Source organism: Aerococcus tenax (assembly GCF_003286645.3).
Lineage (GTDB): Bacteria > Bacillota > Bacilli > Lactobacillales > Aerococcaceae > Aerococcus > Aerococcus tenax.
Genome location: NZ_CP127382.2, coordinates 126,263 through 147,109, shown reverse-complemented (window position 1 = coordinate 147,109; position 20,847 = coordinate 126,263). Strand labels below are relative to the sequence as shown.

The 20,847-nt window shown below is 41.4% G+C and carries 21 protein-coding genes; 5 read left to right on the top strand and 16 right to left on the bottom strand.

The genetic code is table 11. From position 1 onward, the window contains the following. Positions 1–62: 62 nt before the first annotated feature. From DBT50_RS00655 to ltrA, 13 genes are all read right to left on the bottom strand, one after another. On the bottom strand, positions 63–698 hold the full coding sequence (locus tag DBT50_RS00655) for a hypothetical protein (protein WP_111852364.1): 636 nt from the start codon (positions 696–698) through the stop codon (positions 63–65). 133 nt (positions 699–831) lie between these two features. Next, positions 832–1,266, bottom strand: a complete 435-nt coding sequence (locus DBT50_RS00650) for a GNAT family N-acetyltransferase (protein ID WP_111852363.1) — start codon at positions 1,264–1,266, stop codon at positions 832–834. Between the two features lie 152 nt (positions 1,267–1,418). Further along, positions 1,419–2,555 carry a tetratricopeptide repeat protein gene (locus DBT50_RS00645; RefSeq protein ID WP_111852362.1) on the bottom strand — a complete coding sequence of 379 codons (1,137 nt, stop codon included), beginning with the start codon at positions 2,553–2,555 and terminating at the stop codon, positions 1,419–1,421. A gap of 132 nt (positions 2,556–2,687) precedes the next feature. Further along, complete coding sequence (locus DBT50_RS00640; RefSeq protein ID WP_111852361.1) at positions 2,688–3,194, bottom strand: hypothetical protein; 507 nt, start codon at positions 3,192–3,194, stop codon at positions 2,688–2,690. 86 nt (positions 3,195–3,280) lie between these two features. Then, a complete protein-coding gene (gene abc-f, locus DBT50_RS00635) occupies positions 3,281–4,813 on the bottom strand; it encodes a ribosomal protection-like ABC-F family protein (RefSeq protein WP_111852360.1) in 1,533 nt (510 codons plus the stop codon). 267 nt (positions 4,814–5,080) lie between these two features. Continuing rightward, positions 5,081–5,704, bottom strand: coding sequence for a hypothetical protein (locus DBT50_RS00630; RefSeq protein ID WP_111852359.1), 624 nt, complete (start codon positions 5,702–5,704; stop codon positions 5,081–5,083). A gap of 47 nt (positions 5,705–5,751) precedes the next feature. Beyond that, a complete protein-coding gene (locus tag DBT50_RS00625; RefSeq protein ID WP_111852358.1) occupies positions 5,752–6,315 on the bottom strand; it encodes a hypothetical protein in 564 nt (187 codons plus the stop codon). Between the two features lie 272 nt (positions 6,316–6,587). Then, positions 6,588–7,466 (bottom strand): SAM hydrolase/SAM-dependent halogenase family protein, encoded by an 879-nt coding sequence (locus DBT50_RS00620; protein WP_111852357.1) that lies wholly within the window; start codon positions 7,464–7,466, stop codon positions 6,588–6,590. A gap of 3 nt (positions 7,467–7,469) precedes the next feature. Then, positions 7,470–8,318 (bottom strand): SAM hydrolase/SAM-dependent halogenase family protein, encoded by an 849-nt coding sequence (locus DBT50_RS00615; RefSeq protein WP_111853436.1) that lies wholly within the window; start codon positions 8,316–8,318, stop codon positions 7,470–7,472. 71 nt (positions 8,319–8,389) lie between these two features. Then, entirely contained in the window at positions 8,390–9,232 is an 843-nt protein-coding gene (locus DBT50_RS00610) for an energy-coupling factor transporter transmembrane component T family protein (protein ID WP_111852355.1), read from the bottom strand. Then, positions 9,233–10,963 (bottom strand): ABC transporter ATP-binding protein, encoded by a 1,731-nt coding sequence (locus DBT50_RS00605; protein WP_111852354.1) that lies wholly within the window; start codon positions 10,961–10,963, stop codon positions 9,233–9,235. Beyond that, positions 10,963–11,517, bottom strand: coding sequence for an ECF-type riboflavin transporter substrate-binding protein (locus tag DBT50_RS00600; protein WP_224785046.1), 555 nt, complete (start codon positions 11,515–11,517; stop codon positions 10,963–10,965). Before DBT50_RS00600 ends, DBT50_RS00605 begins: the two co-directional genes overlap by 1 nt. Before the next feature lie 422 nt (positions 11,518–11,939). After that, positions 11,940–13,328 carry a group II intron reverse transcriptase/maturase gene (gene ltrA, locus DBT50_RS00595; protein WP_285936014.1) on the bottom strand — a complete coding sequence of 463 codons (1,389 nt, stop codon included), beginning with the start codon at positions 13,326–13,328 and terminating at the stop codon, positions 11,940–11,942. Positions 13,329–13,923: 595 nt separating this feature from the next. On the opposite strand from ltrA, the gene DBT50_RS00590 reads away from it, so the two are divergent. Further along, positions 13,924–14,190: a type II toxin-antitoxin system prevent-host-death family antitoxin gene (locus tag DBT50_RS00590; RefSeq protein WP_111852696.1), complete on the top strand. Its 267-nt coding sequence runs from the start codon at positions 13,924–13,926 to the stop codon at positions 14,188–14,190. Between the two features lie 291 nt (positions 14,191–14,481). Here the strand turns inward: DBT50_RS00590 and DBT50_RS00585 are convergent, their stop codons facing one another. Both DBT50_RS00585 and DBT50_RS00580 read right to left on the bottom strand, forming a co-directional pair. Then, positions 14,482–14,697 carry a hypothetical protein gene (locus DBT50_RS00585; RefSeq protein ID WP_111852694.1) on the bottom strand — a complete coding sequence of 72 codons (216 nt, stop codon included), beginning with the start codon at positions 14,695–14,697 and terminating at the stop codon, positions 14,482–14,484. A gap of 311 nt (positions 14,698–15,008) precedes the next feature. Beyond that, the gene (locus tag DBT50_RS00580) at positions 15,009–16,019 is read right to left on the bottom strand and encodes a virulence RhuM family protein (RefSeq protein WP_111852693.1); all 1,011 of its coding nucleotides are present in this window, start codon (positions 16,017–16,019) and stop codon (positions 15,009–15,011) included. A 364-nt stretch (positions 16,020–16,383) separates the two neighbouring features. Here DBT50_RS00580 and DBT50_RS00575 point away from each other — a divergent pair, with 364 nt between their 5' ends. The 3 genes from DBT50_RS00575 to DBT50_RS00565 are packed head-to-tail and all read left to right on the top strand — an operon-like array spanning position 16,384 to position 18,224. Continuing rightward, complete coding sequence (locus DBT50_RS00575; RefSeq protein ID WP_111852692.1) at positions 16,384–16,776, top strand: GntR family transcriptional regulator; 393 nt, start codon at positions 16,384–16,386, stop codon at positions 16,774–16,776. Further along, entirely contained in the window at positions 16,757–17,620 is an 864-nt protein-coding gene (locus DBT50_RS00570; RefSeq protein WP_111852691.1) for an ABC transporter ATP-binding protein, read from the top strand. The genes DBT50_RS00575 and DBT50_RS00570 overlap by 20 nt, the downstream gene beginning before the upstream one ends. Beyond that, positions 17,601–18,224: an ABC-2 transporter permease gene (locus DBT50_RS00565; RefSeq protein WP_111852690.1), complete on the top strand. Its 624-nt coding sequence runs from the start codon at positions 17,601–17,603 to the stop codon at positions 18,222–18,224. Before DBT50_RS00570 ends, DBT50_RS00565 begins: the two co-directional genes overlap by 20 nt. 268 nt (positions 18,225–18,492) lie before the next feature. Here the strand turns inward: DBT50_RS00565 and rlmD are convergent, their stop codons facing one another. Then, on the bottom strand, positions 18,493–19,878 hold the full coding sequence (gene rlmD, locus DBT50_RS00560; RefSeq protein ID WP_111852689.1) for a 23S rRNA (uracil(1939)-C(5))-methyltransferase RlmD: 1,386 nt from the start codon (positions 19,876–19,878) through the stop codon (positions 18,493–18,495). Positions 19,879–20,058: 180 nt separating this feature from the next. On the opposite strand from rlmD, the gene DBT50_RS00555 reads away from it, so the two are divergent. Continuing rightward, positions 20,059–20,808: an alpha/beta fold hydrolase gene (locus DBT50_RS00555; protein WP_111852688.1), complete on the top strand. Its 750-nt coding sequence runs from the start codon at positions 20,059–20,061 to the stop codon at positions 20,806–20,808. The last annotated feature ends 39 nt before the right edge of the window (positions 20,809–20,847 follow it).

Here is a 20,847-nt window from a genome sequence, read left to right as displayed (position 1 = left end):
CTTCTTATCAAAATCCTTTATCAAGGCTTGAAAAGGCGACTTAAAGCTGTGTAAAAAAACTTTTACAGGGATAGAAAGATAAAAATAACGACACCAAATACATAGTACCCTAAGGCTGGATAAAGGCCTAAGTCCCCCCTAAAAAAGAAACACAAACAGGCAAACAAGATATTAATAACAATAGAAGGCAAGAGACTTTTAAAGCTTTCAATACCCGTGACTATATCCTCCTTGCCATTCCTCCGTATACCTTTCTGGTAACTTTTCACCGGCTTATTGAAGAAGAGTAAGATAATATTTTCTGTTCCAAGAACACAAAGCAGCTGGACAAGCAGGTATCCCTTGTCCACGATCTCTTGCGGATAAAAATTAAAGACTTTTAGCAAGGTTAGCAAGAGAAAAACGCTAAACAATAAAATGAGTTCAAAAAGAAGCGTGAAAAGATTCTTACTTATTGTATAGTCAATAACTTGCCCAGGGGTGCTGAGATTGACTATTTCCTCATGAAAAAGCTCATCGGTGGTAATATACCTAAACACACTAGAAGCTAAAAGGGTAGAGGCAAGAATAGTTAGCCAGTCCGGCAATTGCATGAAGGCAAAAGTAAACAAAAAGAGTAAGCCAAAAAGAAAAGCATAAAGATCGATACTTCCATCTTTAAGAAAAAACTTCTTGATAGTTAATTGGAAATAAGACATCATTAATCCTCCTTAAGGATCGATCCATCCGTCTATCTTCCCTGTCATTATAACAAAAAGAGCGACCTCCAGTTGAACGAGGTCGCTGGTCGATTCTAGTGAATACTCTTTTTATAGTAGACTCATCTATCCATCAAAAGGTCTTCGTAAAGCGTTTCTGAGTCCGATCGTGACGATAACCGATGCTTTGGTAAAATTGATGAGCTTCCACACGATGGACCGCTGAATTTAAGCGAATGTAGTGGAGTTGGTGATTAATCGCATAATTTTCTACAAAAGACATGAGCTCCCTACCGATGCCCTGTCCTTGGTAGTCAGGACTTACCGCAAGTCCAAGAATATTTAAGCCCGTTTCACTGTAGAGCCCTTCATAGGTCTCAGCGTGAACAAAAGCAACCGCCCTAGAAGAAGTTTCATCTTCATACACAGCTATAATATGGTGATCATGATCTTGGGATAATTTTTTGATTTGTGATTGGACAAGATTCAGATCAGCATCGTAGCCGAGTGCTACTTGGCATAATTCCTGAATCGCTTTAGCATCAGTCTCTTGAATGGCTCTGATCATAGACTCTCATCTCCTATGGATAAAGGTTTAAAAAGTGCCCAAGCAATCCTTAGCATTTTATTAGGCTAAATTATATACCTCTTATGAGGTGTTTTGAAGCTAATATAAAACTTTTTATCAATAGAAAGAGCCTAGAGAGAAACTTTTTTAAGTTAATTGTCCTTAAAGCGAACCCCATTTGCCTTTAACTTATTAATTGTGCCTTTACCGATACCATTAATGGCTAAAACTTCTTTTTCTGTTTTTGTTTTAAAGTCCTCGGCAGTTTCCAAATCCTCTAAGAGTAAGGCACGGACATATTGGCTAGCAATATTAGTGAAAATCCCCTTACCCGATAGTTTATCGGCTTGGAAATAGGACATGATATTTTTCTCTTTTTGAGCTTGTACATCATCAAAATAATCAGGAATAAGTTTCCTTAAACTTTGTTTAAAATGCTGATAGAGGAGACTAGACTGGACGAAGAGTGGTAAGATCTCGTTTAAAGCGATAGCCAAAGACTGCTTAGAATTTGGGCGATAGTCCTCTTCAGGCAAGTTGACAAAGACCTTCAATTCATTGAAGGCTTTATCTTCAAAGAAATAAACGATATCCGAATTGATGTCTTGTAAATCTTTAATACGTTGCTGGGCCAGTTTAAAGTCTCTTTCTAAGATAAGACTGGTGGCCATGTAGAGCAGCATTTGATCATCTGATCGATAACTGGAATCTCTTTTGAAAAGCGCTTTGGCCTGCTTATGTTGAAATGAATTGACGTAAATCGCCATGAGCTTATAGCGTGCCCCCATATTGTCATTGGGGTTATAACGCAGGATATGCTTAGCTATTTTTTCAGCTTTCTCCATAAACAAACTTTCTTTGTATAAATCTAACAAGGTATTTTGTATGCGGAAATAAGGCCGATTTTCTACAGCAAAATAGCCAGACTCTTTGATTTCCTTACGATGGATCTTGAAATAATCATCAGCTTTGGTTTGAAGCTTCGAAATCGCCTCAATATCTGGAAAATGACTGAGCGCCCAAGCACAGTAAATATCTAGGTTATCAGAATCTAAGGCATAGGCTTCCTCTAACAAGACTGCTTGTTGGTCTGGATCTTCTGTATACATAGCAGACTCAAATAAATCCATAGCGCGACTCGATTCACCTTCATCATCAAAGGACAATAAGCCCGCATTATGCAAATGAATAGCGTGTGTAATGGCTGCTTCCCCATCCTCGAACTCGCCGCTATGCTGGTCGAGAAATTTTTGGATATTTTTAAAAATATGTTCATTTTCGAAAGACATCTCGTCACCTTCTCTAGTTTGATTAAATTAGCTCTTTTCTTAGGCAAGGAAAAACCACTTTTTAACAGACTGCAAAACATATATTTTTAAGCGCTTTCCTGTCTATTGAATAGTATAAAGATAAAATGCCGTTTAATCCATTATCATTTCTACAATAATTTTGGTTTTGGGGTAATAGTCTAAGAGAACGGGAAGGCTTGGGGTTTGCACTAATGCTCGCTTAATCGCTGTATAAGTATAATAATCCACTTCAAAAATCATTCCCTGAGCGCTTTCAAAGAGATAATAATCCCCACCATGACGCAAGCTTCGCTCGATTTTTCGAGCTGCAATCACTTGGAATGCTTGGCGCTGACTTCCATGGCACAGGTCATAAAGCAATTTATAGCCTTCATAAGCACCCCAGCTAATTAGTCCTATCCCTGTAATTCCAGCGATCCAGAAAAATAGCGAGCTAATAGCAGGCCTTTCTTTTAAAATCAAAGCTAGAGGAAAGAGACTCGTCATCAGTAAAGCCAAGACCCATAAGCCCTGGAGAAAGAGTTGGTAGCTGGCACTTCTCACTTTAAAACTAGACAATACCCCGTAGCAAGCCATTAAGAGGATTCCGGTAAATCCGATGTAAGCCATATAAGTCATTCGTTTTTCCTTTTCTAGTAGCTATTCACTATCTTCGTATGATTGAAGTGCCTTAAATCATTTGCCTGGGACATATCTTAATCGACCTAATGCTCTTCTTTTAACGCCCTAATCTTATTCTGGAGACTTCTGATATCTTCTATATCTATACTTGGATCAGCAATCATCTGATTGAGGTGAAACTCTAGACGACTAATTTCTTTTTCTATCTTATCGTGATTTTCTCTTTGATAAGTAGGACTTAGCAGTTTCTTGTTTTTAATAATATATTGCTTGTCCACGCTATGGTTGACAAATTCCTGGTCATGAGAAACCAGTAGAATAGCAGCAGGATGACTTCTGATAAAGTCTTCCACCTTTTCCAGAGTTCCAATGTCTAAATAATTGGTCGACTCATCGAGCAATAAAAGATGGTAGTCTCCTAGTAATAATTTAGCGAATGCCAAACGGACACGCTCACCTCCAGATAGCCATTTAACCTGATTGGACAGTTTGTTTTGGTCGAAACCCAAAGAAGCTAGAACCTGATAAATCAAGTTATTGGACTGCAAACTTCCTTCACAAATATTTTCTAAAATACTCTTATCCAGCTGGAGTTGATCAAAATTTTGGGTAAAATAACCGATCTTTAAATTTCCCATATAATAACCTGACAGTTGCTGGTGATATAGCTGGCGCATGAAAGTTGTTTTTCCTGCTTGATTGCGTCCCTGAATAGCTAGCTTATCACCTGCCTGCAATTTAAATTCTGGAAAGGTAAATAATAAACGCTCAGCAACATAAACTTGACCCGCTTCTAAATGAAGCAAAGTTCTTCCCGACTTCACTGCCAAATTTCCCACCGCTTTAAAGCTATAGTGCCGTTCTTTCTCTGGCTCTTTGACAGGGTCGAGCTGATCAATTCTTCTTTGTAGTGCTTTAGCTGATTTGGCCATGGCTTTTTCCTGGCCATCATATTTTCCCGCATAGCTGCTGACCTTATAATCTGACCGAGACATATTCTTTTTCTTCTTTTTAAAATTTTGTGCCCGCAGGTTTCTTTGCTGGATCTCTTTTTCTAGTTGCTGAACTTTCTTCTGATAATTTTTATAAGCAATTTCCTGTCCTTGAATGGCCTTGTCTTTGGCTGTTTGATAGTCGTCATAATTCCCCACATATTTGGTCAATTGGCCTTGGTCGAGCTCCCAAATCTGATCCACTAATTGATTTAATAGTTGACGATCATGGGAAACTAGCAAGAGACTTCCTGGGTATTTATCCAATTTCTGGATTAGCCAATCAATATTTTCAATGTCTAAATTGGCGGTCGGTTCATCGAGAATGAGGAGGTCTGCTCCTTTACTGAAAACCTCTTCTAGCATACGTTTAGCCTGCTCGCCACCAGACTCCACCGTTGTTTGCTTTAGTTGAGGGAAGTAGGCATAGCCCGGCTGGACTCGTATTTGACCTTGGTAGTCTTGGTCTAATCCAATTAGCATCTTCAATAAAGTTGATTTACCTGCCCCATTCTTGCCAATGAGACCAATCTTATCCCCATGGTTAGCTACTAACTGGTCAATTTGAAATAATTGACGATCTACAATCATCTTCGAAACATGTAATAATTTTATTACTTCCATATTTAGCTCTCCTATAATTTCAGTGCTACCATCAGCGATAAATCTGAGCTAAAAACGGATACACAAAAAGACATGGGTCATTTAACCAAGTGTCTGAGTGCATACTAGTCCCTTGATAATTAGGGAGGTTTTTGCTCAGATACTTAGATTAAAATTACCATGTCTTTTTTACCTCGGATTTCTTAAGTTAATTTTATTATAGCAAATTTTTTATAGCTAGTATAGGTCTCACTCATTCTCGTTTAAGGCATTTTCGATATTTCTTCTCTATTCGATGCAATCCAAATATTGCCTCACCCAATCTTGATAGACTAATAAATGGTCAGGAATGCCTCCATTTAAAAGCCTTAAACGCTCAATTTCATTATCAATCTGACTTAAAATAGCTCTTGCTAGTTTCACAGGCGCAAATAGGCGAAGGTCAATAGCCGCTTTCTGACCCCGTCGATCTGTGATAATGAGCTGGTCGTGTTTTACTTGGTAAGTAAGCATATCTTTATAATAAATGCTGGTCTGCTTGCTAATGGTTTTCACCAAGAATTTTTCCTTATCTTCCGCATATAAGTAATGTCTGCCCACTAGGGATAAGTAGATCCCTGTTACCCAAAAGATCAAGGATAGGGATAAAAAGATTACGAAGGCCAGTTCATCCACCTCTCGTTCAGCAAATGTTAAAAGCACAGTCATGATGAAGATAATCACCGCCAAGCCCATTAATAAGTAGGCAATGATTGCTATTCTTTTGGGTGCTTTTTGGATGATCGGCCCTTGACTAGTCGTCTCAGCTGCTAGAATTTGCTTCTTCCGCCGTTTAGCCTGCCAATTCACAAAGATTCCCAGCAAAGAAGCAACCAAGAAAGTGATTTGCTGGATAATTAAGATGCTTTTCAAGATATTCCTCCTTTGACCAGAAAATCATTCACTTCTCTTCTGATCAATTATTTTATAAGTGTTAGGGCAAGCACCAGTTTGGTTTTTGGATAGTAGTCAATCTGGTAGGCAAGCTCAGACTTATAGAGAGAAAAGTGCTGGTCTTCTAAGAAGACAAAAGCATTTTTGACAGTCTGATACTGAGACCTATCTACCCGCAAACTTATCCCTTCCACGGTCTCCAAACGATAGGTCGTTGCTTGAAGATTGATATGGGATTCTCTTACCGCCCGCTTCACATGAAAAATCTGCTTCTTGGGACCTTGAACATGATCATTGATTAGGCGAAACAGTCCCCAGCTTCCAGAAATAAAAAGAAGCTGACCACAAAGAGCTAAAAGCCAAAATTTCCAATTTCTGCAGTTGAAGTCTCCCATTAAGATCACAGCTATGAGCAAGAAAGCTAAGAAGAGCAGCCCAAGCTGATCCATACATTCAACAAATAGCTTAAACTTCCCACTCGCTGATTGACGACATTTCAGTCCGTTAGCTAGTATTAGAAAAAGGACCCCTAAGATTCCTATCAGCCCTAAGATTCCTATCAGCCCTAAGAACAGATTCAATTCTTCCACCTATTCACCACCATTGCTGGCCCTCCTTTATAATAAGAAATTTTATTATCAGACTCTATAAATATCTTTATTATTTTATCAGAGATACGCCTGCTAAAACATTTCAATAACAGTTCATTTTTTTACAAGAGGCCAAGAAATTAAACGCTCTCCTTCCTAATCAATGCAAGCGTAGGAGGCAGGCCCAGCTTTGCAAAAGAAAAAGCCCCATTGCTGGAGCTTCTTTCAATTCACAAATTTCTATTTAGAAATACAAAATCAACTATCAAATTCTATTTACTCTTTTGAAAAGTAACCTGCCAGTCAGCCCCATAACCGACCTTGTAGGCTTGGGCAAAGCTGTTCTGGTTGAGGGCCACCGCCAAATTCTTCAGCGAGTTACAGTAGATCAACGCCCGACTTTGAGGAACCGATTGGAAGGACTGAACCACGGGCACGACGTCATCATAGACCGTTTGCCCTTGGTGGTTGATCTTGAGATGGAGTTGGTCTCCTGTTTTCACTGCTAAATCCTGCAAGGAGTCGTAAGGAATATTAGTCCAGAGCGAGCCGAAACGTTCATCGTGAATGGCAACATGACCACTGAGTACAGCTTCCTCAGGATTAGTCTGGAAGTCATCAATCTCGTAGAGCTTAAGCTGGCTAATAGCAAGTTCTTCTCCGACCTCACTCAACCGTAATTGCCCACTAGCCAAGCGAGCTGCTGTATAAGCGTACAGGTCACGGCCGTAGAAGGTATAGGACTGGTTGGTCGAAGGGAGTAAGTTCTTCTCCTTATCAATTTCCCATACCGCCTGGAGGCCCACATATTTAGCCAGAAAGGACAGGGTCCCATTATTAGGAGTGACGATATAATGACCACTCTCTAACAAGACAATCACTGACTTTTGCTGGTAGCCCACACCAGGGTCCACAATCGAGACAAAGATTGTCCCCTGAGGCCAGTAGGAATAGGTCTGATAAAGCCGGTAACCAGCCAAATAAATATCATAAGGGGGAATATTATGGGTTAAGTGATGGATGCTCAAGCTCTCATCGACTGTCACCACCACTCCCGTCATGGCCGATACCGCCCCATCATTCAGTCCAAAGTCACTTTGAAACACTAATTGCTGACGAAAAGCCGGTAATTTACTGAAATCAACAACCATTCTCTATTCCTCCTCACTCAATACTACTTCAACACTGACACCAACCCCATAAGGCAGGTCATATTTAGAAATAAAACTGCCTTGGTTAACAGCTAGACTCAAGTTGCCAAATTCATTCTGGTAAATCGTCAATTCGCCTAGGCTCACCTCGCCAAAGGTCTTATGAATTTGAATCTTCTCATCGAAGACAACTTCTTCACTAGCCGAGCGAACGATAACCCTAACCAACTGTCCGGCTTGGTCTTTTAGCCAGGCAAAGGGGATGTTGGTCCAATAATTACCAAAGTTCGGGTCAATAATCTCTCCCATTCCCGTCAAACGGTCCTGTGCTTTTTCCGGATCGATCAAGTCAAAAGTGACAATCTCATCCACCGGGTATTCTGTCCCAAATTCTTCAAAGGCCACTTGCCCGCTAGCTAGCTGGGCTGCACAATAAGCAAAGACATCACGGCCATGAAAGACCGAGATTCCTTCTGTCCCCTGGCCTTTGAGACGGTGACGGTCAATATCAATCTCAACCACTCGTTCAATACCAAAGTGCTTAGCGACATGGGTCAAACTCCCGTTATCGGGGGTCACAATGGTGTAGCCGTTTTTGGTCTGGGCAATACAAGCTCTTCGACTCGTGCCCACGCCGGGGGCAATGACCGAGACGAAAATAGTGCCCTTAGGCCAAAATTGCATGGGTTGGTAGAGTCGGAAAGAACCACTCCAGATATCATAGTTGGGAATCTCATGGGTTCCAGTAATAATTTCTAGTTCGCGGTCGACTGACTTGACCACGCCATACATGGCGCTGACAGCAGCCTCCTTATAGGTAAAATCGGTCTGAAATACTAAAATAGTTTTCACTATGTTAATGATCTCCCTTCTCTAGATGGATCAAATAGCTAGGAATAATGAATAAAACTTGCAATCCCTATCTAAATCACCCACAATTCATGGATTCTTCCGGTAAGCCGTAGCCACATATAAATAACAAAGATTCCCCCTTGAACAATAGCCAAGAATCGCATCTGCTTATCGTGGCCCCCAGGCTCAAGGTCCCCATAGTAAGTCCGTTTTTTCTCTTGGCCATAGCCTCTTAGGTCCATGGCGCTAGAAATGGTTTCCACCTGGTCGAAGGAGACAATAATTAAGGGCAAGAGAATGGCGGTATTGGCCTTGAGCCGTTTGAAGAGGCTGGCCCGCTTAGGATTGAGCTCCAAGCCCCGCATCTGCATAGATTCCTTAATCGCCGTAAAATCACGGAAGATATCAGGCATATATCTCAGCCCCAAGGAGAACATGGTGCCAATTTGATAAGGAACGCCCATAGCATACAAACCACTAGCTAACTGGGTAGGGGTAATAGTTAGGATAAAGCACAGACTGATAATCAAACTGCCGATCATCTTCATAATTCTGGCTAAGAAGTAAACTAAGGTCTCATAGGTGACGACAAAGTAATCATTAAAGCGATACAAGACCGTTACCTGTCCAGCTAGCTCGGTCCCGGTTAAGGGATTAGCCAGATAGTAAAGCAAGACATTAATCAGGTTCATAATTAACATAAAACGAAAGATAAACTTCAAGGCCTTACTCTCACGGTAAACCTGCTTAAAGATCCAGGCGTGGATAAGAAAGAGGGGGAGGATAATCCGTAGGTCAAAAGAGACCATCATTAAGGCTAGGGCAGTCACAAAGACCCATAGCTTGGTTGAACCCGCTAAACGGTCAAAGTAACCATCGCCAATATCATAACGGATAATCAATTGATCATGCATCTACTTCCCCTCCCTTTCGCTTTTGATGAAGGCTTGGATAAAGTCAGCCACCGGTAACTTCAGACGATGGGCAAATTCAAAAATGGATGTTTTCTTCAAGGAAGCCCGCTCAACCAGTTGGTCATCCGCTAAAATGTCAAAAATCGGCCGGTCAGCAATTAAATGTCCGTCCTCAATGACCAGCCCCCGGTCGGTATATTCCAGGGCCAGATGCATATCATGGGTGATAAAGATCATGGTCATTTGATAGGTCTGGTTCAAATCATCGATAAACTCCATGATTTCCCGGTAATGGGCATAGTCTTGTCCAGCAGTTGGCTCGTCTAGGATAATGCAGGTAGGCTCTAAGGCCAGCACAATGGCCACTGATAAGCGCTTCTTCTGCCCGTAACTTAGGGCCGAAATTGGCCAATTCCGTTTAGGATAAAGGCCAGTGACTTGGAGAACTTGCTGGACCCGCGAATCGATTTCAGCCTGATCAACGTGGCGGTATTCCAATCCTAGGGCAATCTCTCGGTAGACTGAATCAGTCACCAGCATTTGATTAGGGTTTTGCATGACATAACCAATCAGTTGGGCAATTTCTTGGATAGTAACTGGGTTGCCTAGGCGATCGATCTTACCCGCTTGTGGCTTTAAGACGCCGGTTAAGAGCTTGGCCAAGGTAGATTTTCCCGACCCATTCTCACCCACAATCGCAATCCGTTCTCCCCGTCTAATGCTTAACTCAGGGATTTGAATGAGCGGCTGCTTGGGATCATAGCCAAAGCGCAAGTCTTCTAGACGGATAATGACCTGATTCGACTCACTATGTGGATCCTGGCCACTTTCCTCAACTTCTTTGGAGACCGTATTCTCGCCAGCTAGCCAGGGTTGTTTGCCTTGATAGGGAGAGAGATCAAGTGTATCTAACTGGGTCAAGCCTTCCTTTTGCTTCAAGCCCCCATACATATTCTTCAAAGCACTAATGTAAAGCGGCTCTCTAATCCCATATTGAATCAAGAGGTCGGAAGCAATCAGTTCATCTGGCGTCATCACGGTGACGATTCGCCCTTGGTCCAACAAGACCACCCGATCAATGGGGCGGTGGAGGACATCTTCAAAGCGGTGCTCGATGATAATCACGGTTTTGCCATCTTCTTTATTCAAGGAATCGATGAGTTCAACCATGGATAGTCCCATCTGGGGGTCTAGGGCTGCTAGGGGTTCATCAAAGAGCAAAATCTGGTTCTTCTCGCCCAAAATGCCAGCAACAGAGACTTTCTGCTTCTGACCTCCGGATAGGGAATAAGGCAGGGAATCGAGCTGATCGACCACACCTACCCGCCGAGCGACCTTGTCAACGAAAGCCCTCATCACAGACCTGGACGTATTACGGTTTTCCAGGGCAAAGGCAATATCTTCAGCCACATTGATGCCGACAAATTGAGCATCACTATCCTGCAAAACAGACCCTACCTCTTGGGACAAATCGAAAACCGATGAAGTCCCTACCACGTGTCCAGCGACAGTCGCTGTTCCAGTGATGGCCCCTTCAAACTGGTTAGGAATTAATCCATTGATGCACTGTCCCAGGGTTGATTTTCCGCTCCCACTAGCCCCTAAAATTAGAATCTTTTCGCCTGGATAAATTTCCAAGTTAATGTCTTTAAGGGCTGGTTCTTTGGCAGACGCATAGGTAAAAGAAAAATCTTTAAATTGAATGATTGGTGAAAGGCTAGTGCGCTTCATTAGTCCTCATCCACCAAATTTGTTGTCCCCCGATACCGTTTAGCTAGAGTAAAGAGCAATGGAATCCCAACGACAAGGACGACGATGGAATTAGTTAAAACAGCCACTTGGGCTTGAGTGATGGTAATGGCTAATTCACCACCGTAGAGGACTTTAGTCAAGAGCGGGGTGATCAAACCAAAGGAAAGTTCTAAGCCAACCACCGATACCAAGGCATAAATCACTGCATGTTTAACCGTAAAGATACCCCGACGAATATCCGCACCATAAAGTTTTAAAGCCCCGATAAAGAAGCAAGCAAACATATTGCCCACGGTCCAATCCAACCAGAAGCCACTTCCGCCTAAGGCATCCGCAAAGACGTTCCCAATCAAACCAACTAAGGCTGCTTGAACCGGTCCAAATAAGGCTCCAACCACGATAGGAACGATATAAGCCGTGGATAACTTGGTATTAGTAAAAACAGGAATCCCTCCGTAAGTCATCAAAATTCCAAATAGGGCTGCTCCAATAGCGACTGCAACAATGTTTCGTGTGGTAAAATGTTTATTCATCATTTTCCTCCTTTACTTAAATCTAATATCAATAGTATTTAAGTTCTTTATGATTAAGTTATTCTATCATAGCACTTTTAAAAATGAATTATCATTTACCGATCAAGCGTGTACAGTCAACAAATGAGAGTGTGACAAGCGCGTCAAAGAGCAAGACCACTGGAAGAAAGGGCATAAAAATTCCAAAGAGAATTTTTACGCCCTTTTCTGAAGTGGACGCTTGCTCTGCGCTTGGAGCAGGTTTTGATTATATAATTCGTATTTTAAAAAGAGGTTAGCATTTTTGTTCCGGCCTCAAATATTTATCTTATTAATTATTAAATACTATCTGGTATAAAATTTATCCATCGAGTAGGACTCTGTCCGTTAGTCGGACAGAGGACCTCTCACACCACCGTACGTACGGTTCCGTATACGGCGGTTCAATATCTTAAATAGGCAGACTCCGCCAGGAGGGTTAATGATTTTAATCCCCACTGACGGAGTCTTTTTGTTGTCAGAGCGTAGTGCACCTCCGGTGTCTTGGATAGACGCCAATACTTCTTGCGTGAGAAAGCAATACGCTTCGCGCTTTCACTATCCAATCCCAACCGCATGAGGCGTATAATCTTCGTTCGACAGTTTTTCCATCGCTTCAAAATGAGTTGCCTTAGGCGATGGTTTAACCATTGTTCTATCTCTTCAATATAGGTTTTAATATAGCCTACTCCAAAATAGTTGATCCAACCTTGTGTGACTTGGTTGATCTCTTTTACAATGGTTTTAAAGGTACCTGGTCGCTTTCGACTTGTCAGACGTTTTAACTTTGCTTTGAATTTCTTCTTCGCTTCATTCGTCGGACGAAAACGACAACCCTTTCGGGTAGGCTTGATAAGGCAACCCAAGAATTTTAAACGGGTTGGCGAACCCACTTGACTTTTCTCATGGTTAACGGTTAATCGAAGATCTTTTTCAATGTAAGTAGTAATACTTTTTAGCACACGTTCTCCTGCTCGCTTAGATTTGACGAAAATCGCAAAGTCATCTGCGTAACGCACAAAACGATGTCCACGACGTTCTAATTCTCTATCCAATTCATTTAAATAAACATTACATAAAAGCGGTGAAATGACACCCCCTTGAGGGGTGCCCGTATGACTGTCAATAAATTGACCCATCAAATCAATAACACCTGCACTCATAAAACGTCTAAGAATACGTGATATCGCTGGATCTTTTACCATTTGTTCCAAGTAATGAATCATTTTATCTTGATTAAAATTATCGAAACAATTCTTTAGATCGCAATCAACCACAACTTTATAGCCTGTTTCGTAATAGTCGACACATTGTTTCAGTGCACTATGTGCACTCTTGCCTTTACGAAAGCCATGACTATAAGGTGATAGCTGAGGATCAATGATTGGTTCAATCACTTGTCGAATGGCTTGTTGAACAATGCGATCCCTGACCACAGGAATACCTAATCGACGAACTCCTCCATTGGCTTTGGGAATTTCTACCCGCTTGACCGGTTGAGGTTTATATGTTGCATTCATCAATTTCTGTTGTAAGGGTCTAAGATACTTTCTTACTTCAGCTTCCGCAGCTTCTGCGGAAACACCATCAATACCAGCTGCTCCTTTGTTCTTACGAACTAATTGAGCTGCTCGCATGAGGTTTTCTTCTCTGACAACGAGACTCATTAGAGACCCATCATGTCTTCTCATATATTCAATAGCTCTACCACTAAGCACATCTACATACTTTTCAGGTTCCACCTTATTCCTCTGTAGGCTGCGTTGCTTTCGCAACTTTTCTGCTTTTCCCATAATTGAGCTACCTCCCATCTAAATAAACATGGATATTGTTCAGTCCTTCGTTTCCTCTGGAAACTACTATGACTTCGGCTGACTTCTCACAGTAAACCTTTTTCGACCGGCTTCTTATAAGGGGACTCCTGCGCCGTCTGTGAGATCTCCCTGGGTAAGAACGACAACTTTCTACTCATGTCACTGCTTCATCTACTGTCTCAGATTCGTGCAGTATTGGACTTCACTTTGTATGGCAAGCTCATCCATCTTTTGACAGCCTTTCTTTATGAAGTTTCTGTACGTCAGTGCAAGTATTTGCCTCCAACTTCCTTCAGATTCCACCTCACGGTGGACACCCTTGTCATTGGCTAACAGTTCCTACTGCAAAGGCCTGTAGTGGACTTTCACCACCGAGTTGTCGCCCATGCCAGGCGCACCATTAAAAAAGCTCCATTGCTGGAGCTTCTTGCTAGTTTCTTATTTCAATTTTCATTGATTAAAATATTTTTCCAAGGCCTTATTGAAGACATGGTCAATAAGATAAGCTAGCAATAGCTTTCGTTGTTAAGCGAAAGAAATAATGGCAGTATATCTTTAGAGAGGGGGGATTTAAATGCCTAAGATTCAATCGAGTACTGATTTAAGAAATAACTACAATGATATTTCTAACTTTTGTAACGAAACAAATTCCCCAGTTTTTATCACTAAAAATGGTCGTGGCGATTTAGCTGTGATGAGTATTCAAGCCTACGAACAACTCGTTGGCAAGCATGAACTTTATGCCTTATTAAAAGCCGGAGAGCAGGATGTTGCCGCAGGACGAACAAAACCACTCAAAGATGTCATGAATGATTTAAGAAAAGAGCTAGAACATGAATGATTACTGGATTGAAGTCACTGACTCGGCTCAAGTTGAGAGGTTTTTAGATGATTCCGCCCTTAATAAGATGTCAAGTCTCTCCTCTCCTAAAAACCAAAAAGCAAGGTTTCCAAGAAATCAAAGCTTATTAAGGACCTTGCTGTTATGCTATTATAGCCACTTTTTCAATCCATACCATATGTGGTGTGGCTAATTTTTTGCAATCAAAAGACCCGACTTGGTCCTCTTGAATATAAGAGGCCTGTCGGGTCTATTTTATCTATACTTGTTAATCTATTTTTAGACTCGTACTTATTGTTTTTCCATCAATTGTTCTATATTTTTATTTAGCCTATCAAGTTGTCTCATGATGATATAATTTTGGACTAACAAAGCACTTAAGCCACCAGATGCTGCATCTGAGTTGTTCAATAGTACTTCTAAATCATCCTTATTAAGGTCTTCAAGATTAAAATCTTCTACAATTTGTTCATATTTCTTTTCATCTTTTTTATCAAATAGTGACATATTTCATATACCTTCCTTTTTTACTATATCAAAGAACTAAATTTTTCAAAACTATTCGCTAGTAGAGCTTTTTGCAGTCTTTTAGAGAGCTCGGCTTTCTTCCTTTTTTAGTCGGCTTATTGGAAATTTTTGACATGGGCTCTCTTTATTAATCACTCTTCGCTTAGGCTTGTGACATTAATACTACGCGTTCCCACATCATTCCGTCATTAGTTCCGCGTCAGTCCCACGATCGCTTCAACATGTGTCGGGTATAAGCTATGGATTGATTTCAGTATGTTGGGTAGCTAGTATGGCTGTGACATAGCCATCTATTTCTTTTCTTTTTTGACTTCCTGCTCCAAGGCTTTAATTGTTCGTAAGTAATCTTCTTCCACTGGAGACAAGGTATTCTTTTGATAGTCACGATACTCTTTCTTCGCTTTATCCATAGCTTGCTGGTGACTGATCTTACCAGCGGATTGTAAAACAGGTCGTCCAGTCACGCTGAGGACACGATCCAAATGTTCAACGTAATCGCTCATATACATGGGATTATGTTGTATGGCCTGAACTTCTGCAAAATCAAAATACCCTGAAACCAGGTTATTCAAGATTTTCAGCTCGTCTTCTGTTAAATAATTTTTAGCCACTTGGATATCTTTCAGAGTCGGCATCGCCCCTGAAAAAGTAGTTAACCCCATGAAGGGCTGGCTTGCATCTGCTCTTTGATAAATAACCTCGGCTGCTGTATGCCCATGAGCTGCATAATGCAATTTATTTTGAACCATCTTAAAGAAAGCGATAGATTCTTGGCTCTTGGAATCATAGTCAACACTGGTGGCATATAAATCTAGGACTTGTCGGTACATGACTTTTTCTGATGAGCGAATATCGCGGATGCGATCCAATAATTCTTTCCAATAATTGCCGCCCGCTTGCCCTTTAAGTCGTTCATCATCCATGGTGAATCCTTTGATGATATATTCTTTCAAACGTTCAGTGGCCCAACGACGGAAATGGGTGGCAACTTTAGATTGAATTCGATAACCAAGGGAGATGATCATATCGAGGTTGTAATGTTTAATATTACGAGTAACATCTCGTCTTCCTTCTCTACGAACTATTCGGAATTCCCGAACAGTTGAACTTTCCTCAAGTTCTCCTTCATCGAAGATGTTTTTTATATGTTCATTAACATTAGCTTTGCTAGACTGAAATAATTCAACGAGTTGTGCTTGGGTCAACCAAACCGTTTCATCTTCAAGTTTAACGTCTAATTTACTGGTTCCATCTTCACTTTGATAGATAATAATTTCTCCGTTGCTATTCTGATTTGTCATTCATACTCGCCTCCTCATCATATGATTTTCAATCGATTCGCTCACGATTACTCTCGATTTAAACCGCACTAAATCAACATTTTTATTTTAATTCGCACGTATTTCGCACGATTCACTCACGATTATTTCTTTCTAGGTTATTATACCAAAAAGAAAGAGCCAGAACTATGTCATCACTACGACATGTTTCTGGTATCTATTTATTTACTGACTTTATCCGCCATCTAATTTTCAAACTATTAGAAAGTTATCCAATACAATCATTGCTATGTTTAGCTCGTATAAGAGTCTACTGCTTGACAAGCAACAAGTGTATATGTACAATATAAACAGTTAATACGGATGTATATAGGGAGGTGTGGAGTTGAACATTCAAATCAGTAACGCAAGTGACCAACCGATTTATCTGCAAATAAAAAATCAAATAAAGGCAGCGATTATTTCAGGCGAAGTAAAAGCTGGAGACCAACTCCCATCCATTCGCTTTCTAGCTAAGGAACTCCGAGTTTCTGTAATCACAACTAAAAGAGCATTTGATGAGTTGGAAATGGATGGTTTTGTTGATTCTGTTCCTGGAAAGGGAAATTTTGTTTCCGATCAAAATAGTGAACTCATACGAGAAACTCTTTATCGTAAAGTAGAAGATCTTTTAAGAGAGGCCATTCAACAGGCAAGATTGGCTGGCTTAACCATTCAAGATTTGCAAGAATTACTTATCACGTTAGGAGGAGAATCTAATGACAGTGAATGCCATTGAAATACGTCATTTTGTAAAGACCTACCCCAATTTCAAACTCGGTCCTATTAACCTAAACATCCCAAGAGGCTACATTGTTGGCTACATTGGTGAAAATGGATCAGGCAAGTCAACAACAATTAAAGCCATTTTAGGTCTTATTAATTCAGATGAGGGAGACATTTCGATTTTTGGCAAAACCAATCCTAAAAGATCAAATTTGATGGACCGAATCGGAGTTGTTTTTGATGATATTCATCTACCTGAAGAATTAAAAATTAGAGAAGTCGCTACTTTTTGCAAGATGGTTTTCAATACCTGGGAAGCTGATTCATTTAATCGCTATTTATCCCTCTTTGAGCTTCCACTCAATCAAGATATTCGCTCCTTGTCACGAGGAATGAAAATGAAATTATCAATAGCCATTGCCTTATCCCATCAAGCTGAATTGCTGATATTAGATGAACCGACCAGTGGGTTAGACCCTGTCGTTCGGAATGAAATTTTGGACATTCTCCTGGACTTTGTTCAAAATGAAAATCACACTGTTCTTATTTCTTCTCATATTTTATCTGACTTGGAAAAAGCAGCTGATTATATTACTTTTTTACATGATGGTAAAATCTACTTTATGGAGGAAAAAGACCGCTTAATCGAAAGTTACGCTCTCTGCTCTGTGGATGAGGATACAGCCAAATCAATTGACCCTGCTGCAATCATTGGAAGGAGAAAACATAGCTTTGGCCAAGAGTTGTTGGTGAAACGAAATTTAATGCCGAGCGGTATTCCATTAACTAAGCCATCAATTGAAGATATCATGGTCTATACCATTAAGGAGGATCACAATGAGAGCGCTAATTTATAAAGACTTTATGTCTGCTAAGCTGTCTTATATGATCAGCTTTATGATCATTATCGCTATTTCGTGCTATGCCTTATACCAGGGAACGCCATTACTCATTCCCTTACTATTCATTTACATGCCTGTCATTTTCAGTGGACTGACTTTTGGATCTGATGACCAGGCTGACTTTCCGAAGTTTATATTTACCACACCGATTCCCCGATGGGTTTATGTGACAAGTAAGTATGTTCCCACATTCGTTTTTTCAATGCTAGGTCTTGCTTCTAGTTTCTATCTGTTCTATCAACAGGGGGCTGAGATTCCTATTGCTTTTGTTTTTTCACTATTAATCATCCTGGTTCCAGTATTATTAACTTCGATTCAAATTCCTTTCTTTCTAAAATATGGAACAGAAAATGGACGTATCATTATGATAGGTGCCTTCTTTATCTTATTCGCTATGACCTCCCTCTTTGGTAAACAGGTTGACCTGTTTAAGAGGTATATTCAAAATATTGAGCACTATTTGACCGCTACATTGATTGCTTTAGTTTTAGTAAATGTAATCATTTTAGTTCTATCAATTTTTATTTCAACTCATATTGTTAACCATAAAGAGTATTAAAATGCCTGTAACCTAAAAAAATATATAAAAGAGAGATCTAGAACTATGTCATCAGCTAAACATAGCTCTAGATCTCTCTTGTTTGTCTGTTTCTACAGTTTCTCTAATTGGATTATTTTAAAAATATATAAATAATTGTTAATAGTCGATCATTTTCCCCATACAGACACGTTCATTCTAGCAGAGTCCACCCAATTTCTCCTATTAAAACCAAACAGCGAGGTCCCCAAGAAGTCGCAACTTCTCAAGAATCCCGATGTTATGCGATTTATAACCCTCCTTTTTCAATCAATACTACGCACTCCACATGGTGAGTTTGCGGGAACATATCTACCGGTTGAACCTTACCTAGTTGATAGCCCTGGTCGACAAATTTGGCCAAATCACGGGCTAGGGTGGCGGGATTACAGGAGACATAGACAATTTTTTCTGGTTGGACCTCTAAAACAGACTGGATAAAGTCTTCCGCTAGCCCCTTACGTGGTGGGTCGACGACAACGACATCGGGTTTCAGTCCCGCTTGGACCCAGTTTTGGATGACTTCTTCGGCCTTTCCAGCCTTGAAAGTCACATTGTTCAGGCCATTGATTTGAGCATTTTCCCGGGCTTGGTCAATGGCATCGGGAACAATTTCAACTCCGTAAACCTCTTTGGCAGCTTGGGCTAGGCAAAGTGAAATGGTCCCAATCCCACAATAAGCATCCACCACCACTTCGTCCCCCTTGAGATCAGCGGCTTCCAGGGCTTGATGGTAGAGTTTTTCCGCTTGGCTGGTGTTGACCTGGAAGAAGGACTTAGAGGAAATCCGGAAGGTCAAGTCAAACATGCGGTCTTCATAAAGGTCCTCGCCATAGACCACCCGTTGGTCTTGGCCCATGATAACATTGGTATTTTTCTGGTTAGAATTAATCACAATAGAAACTAGGTCAGGAAGTTCATCTTTGAGTGTTGCGACGATTTTCTCTTCTTCAGGAAGCTTTTTCCCATTAATCACAATCACCAACATGACTTGGCCAGTATAGTAACCCTGGCGAACGATCAAGTGGCGGAGTAGGCCTTTGTGGGTCTCTTCATCATAAGCGGAAATGGGATACTGGTTAAGGATAGCCAGTACTTTTTGTAAGGTTTCATCAATACCTGGCAGCTGAATTTGATAATCGGTCATGGGAACCAACTTGTGGGACCCCTTGCGGTAAAAGCCGGTAAATAGCTGGCCATCAGCTTGGCCAATTGGAATTTGGGCCTTATTACGGTAGTGCCAAGGGTCTTCCATACCAATGGTGTCTAGGACCTCAGTTTGTTCAAGCAGGCCTTGTTTTTGGAGGCTATTAATCACCTGTTGGCGTTTGAAGGCCAATTGAGCGGGATAGGCCATGTGTTGCAGGGGCATGGTCCCGGTTCTTAGGCCATTTTCATCACGGAGGGGGACCCGGCTATCGGCGTCATTATAGCGTTCTAGGACAATCGCAAAGGCAAATTTCTTGAGTACCTTGACCACCTTGACCTGGCAGTCTTCCCCCACTAGGGCATTTTGAATAAATAGGGGGTAGCGGTCGATCTTGGCCACACCCATGCCTTCATAAGTCAGGTCAGTGATGGTGACATCGAGTATTTGGTTCTTTTTAACTGGCGCTTGCCATTTTTTCTTTGCCATATTGACATCCTCTCTCTTTAGTCCCTTCTATTATAGCATGGCAAAGGTTCGCCTGTTTCTCAATACCGCCTGGCGAAATATTTTTAACGGACAGGCGCTTTTTTATACTTTTCTTCCACTTTGTTTTATCCTTATTTAAAAGTCCCAAATCGAAATTTCTGATAGAAAGGCAGATGTTTTGTGTCCATCACTATCCGCCATCGTTGGCTGGGCACCATTCCTTTACTAGAGTGTGCCCCCAAAGACCAGCTGCATTCCGCCTTACCCTTAATTATTTACTACCACGGTTGGCGGTCGCACAAGGAACTCAACCTCACCGCTGCGCGCAGACTGGCCCGACTGGGGTGCCGGGTCATTGTTCCCGATGCCACTAACCATGGTGAGCGCCAAGTACCGGTTCAAGGCATCCCTTCCCAGACCTTCTGGCAAAGTATCCAGAGTAATCTCTTTGAATTTGCCTATATCGTCGAATTCTTTCAAAAGCGCCAGCTGGCCAATGATCAAGTGGCAGTTGCTGGGGTATCGATGGGTGGGATGACGACCTTTGCCCTCTTAACCCACCATCCCAATATCCAAGCAGCGGCGGCCCTGATGGGAACCCCTCAACCCCTGGCCTATGCTGAACGTTTATATCATCATGCCCAAGCGGCTCAGCGTTTCATGCCTGATGACTACTTTGACCTCATCGCTTGGCTAGAAAACTATGACCTGTCTAAACACAGCGAGCGTTTAGGTCAACGCCCCTTGTTTATCTGGCACGGCCGCCAAGATCAACGGGTCCCCTTCGCTCAGACGGCAGCCTTTGTTAAAGAGAACCCCGCTGCCCATATTCATTTCCTGGCTGAAGATGCTGGTCACCTAGTGGATATTGAAACGACCAAAGCTATGGTCAATTTCTTCGACCAGCATTTTATCAGCCGCTTTAGCTGATACTTCACGCTTGATCAGATCAAACTGTTATGTCTCTCA

What these genes read in the sequence shown, in the direction of transcription:
- DBT50_RS00585 (WP_111852694.1), bottom strand. Translation starts at nt 14,697, where the DNA reads ATGTCACTATTTGATAAAAAAGATGAAAAGAAATATGAACAAATTGTA.
- DBT50_RS00610 (WP_111852355.1), bottom strand. Translation starts at nt 9,232, where the DNA reads ATGCATGATCAATTGATTATCCGTTATGATATTGGCGATGGTTACTTT.
- DBT50_RS00590 (WP_111852696.1), top strand. Translation starts at nt 13,924, where the DNA reads ATGCCTAAGATTCAATCGAGTACTGATTTAAGAAATAACTACAATGAT.
- abc-f (WP_111852360.1), bottom strand. Translation starts at nt 4,813, where the DNA reads ATGGAAGTAATAAAATTATTACATGTTTCGAAGATGATTGTAGATCGT.
- rlmD (WP_111852689.1), bottom strand. Translation starts at nt 19,878, where the DNA reads ATGGCAAAGAAAAAATGGCAAGCGCCAGTTAAAAAGAACCAAATACTC.
- DBT50_RS00565 (WP_111852690.1), top strand. Translation starts at nt 17,601, where the DNA reads ATGAGAGCGCTAATTTATAAAGACTTTATGTCTGCTAAGCTGTCTTAT.
- ltrA (WP_285936014.1), bottom strand. Translation starts at nt 13,328, where the DNA reads ATGGGAAAAGCAGAAAAGTTGCGAAAGCAACGCAGCCTACAGAGGAAT.
- DBT50_RS00570 (WP_111852691.1), top strand. Translation starts at nt 16,757, where the DNA reads ATGACAGTGAATGCCATTGAAATACGTCATTTTGTAAAGACCTACCCC.
- DBT50_RS00650 (WP_111852363.1), bottom strand. Translation starts at nt 1,266, where the DNA reads ATGATCAGAGCCATTCAAGAGACTGATGCTAAAGCGATTCAGGAATTA.
- DBT50_RS00580 (WP_111852693.1), bottom strand. Translation starts at nt 16,019, where the DNA reads ATGACAAATCAGAATAGCAACGGAGAAATTATTATCTATCAAAGTGAA.
- DBT50_RS00645 (WP_111852362.1), bottom strand. Translation starts at nt 2,555, where the DNA reads ATGTCTTTCGAAAATGAACATATTTTTAAAAATATCCAAAAATTTCTC.
- DBT50_RS00605 (WP_111852354.1), bottom strand. Translation starts at nt 10,963, where the DNA reads ATGAAGCGCACTAGCCTTTCACCAATCATTCAATTTAAAGATTTTTCT.
- DBT50_RS00600 (WP_224785046.1), bottom strand. Translation starts at nt 11,517, where the DNA reads ATGAATAAACATTTTACCACACGAAACATTGTTGCAGTCGCTATTGGA.
- DBT50_RS00640 (WP_111852361.1), bottom strand. Translation starts at nt 3,194, where the DNA reads ATGACTTATATGGCTTACATCGGATTTACCGGAATCCTCTTAATGGCT.
- DBT50_RS00620 (WP_111852357.1), bottom strand. Translation starts at nt 7,466, where the DNA reads ATGGTTGTTGATTTCAGTAAATTACCGGCTTTTCGTCAGCAATTAGTG.
- DBT50_RS00655 (WP_111852364.1), bottom strand. Translation starts at nt 698, where the DNA reads ATGTCTTATTTCCAATTAACTATCAAGAAGTTTTTTCTTAAAGATGGA.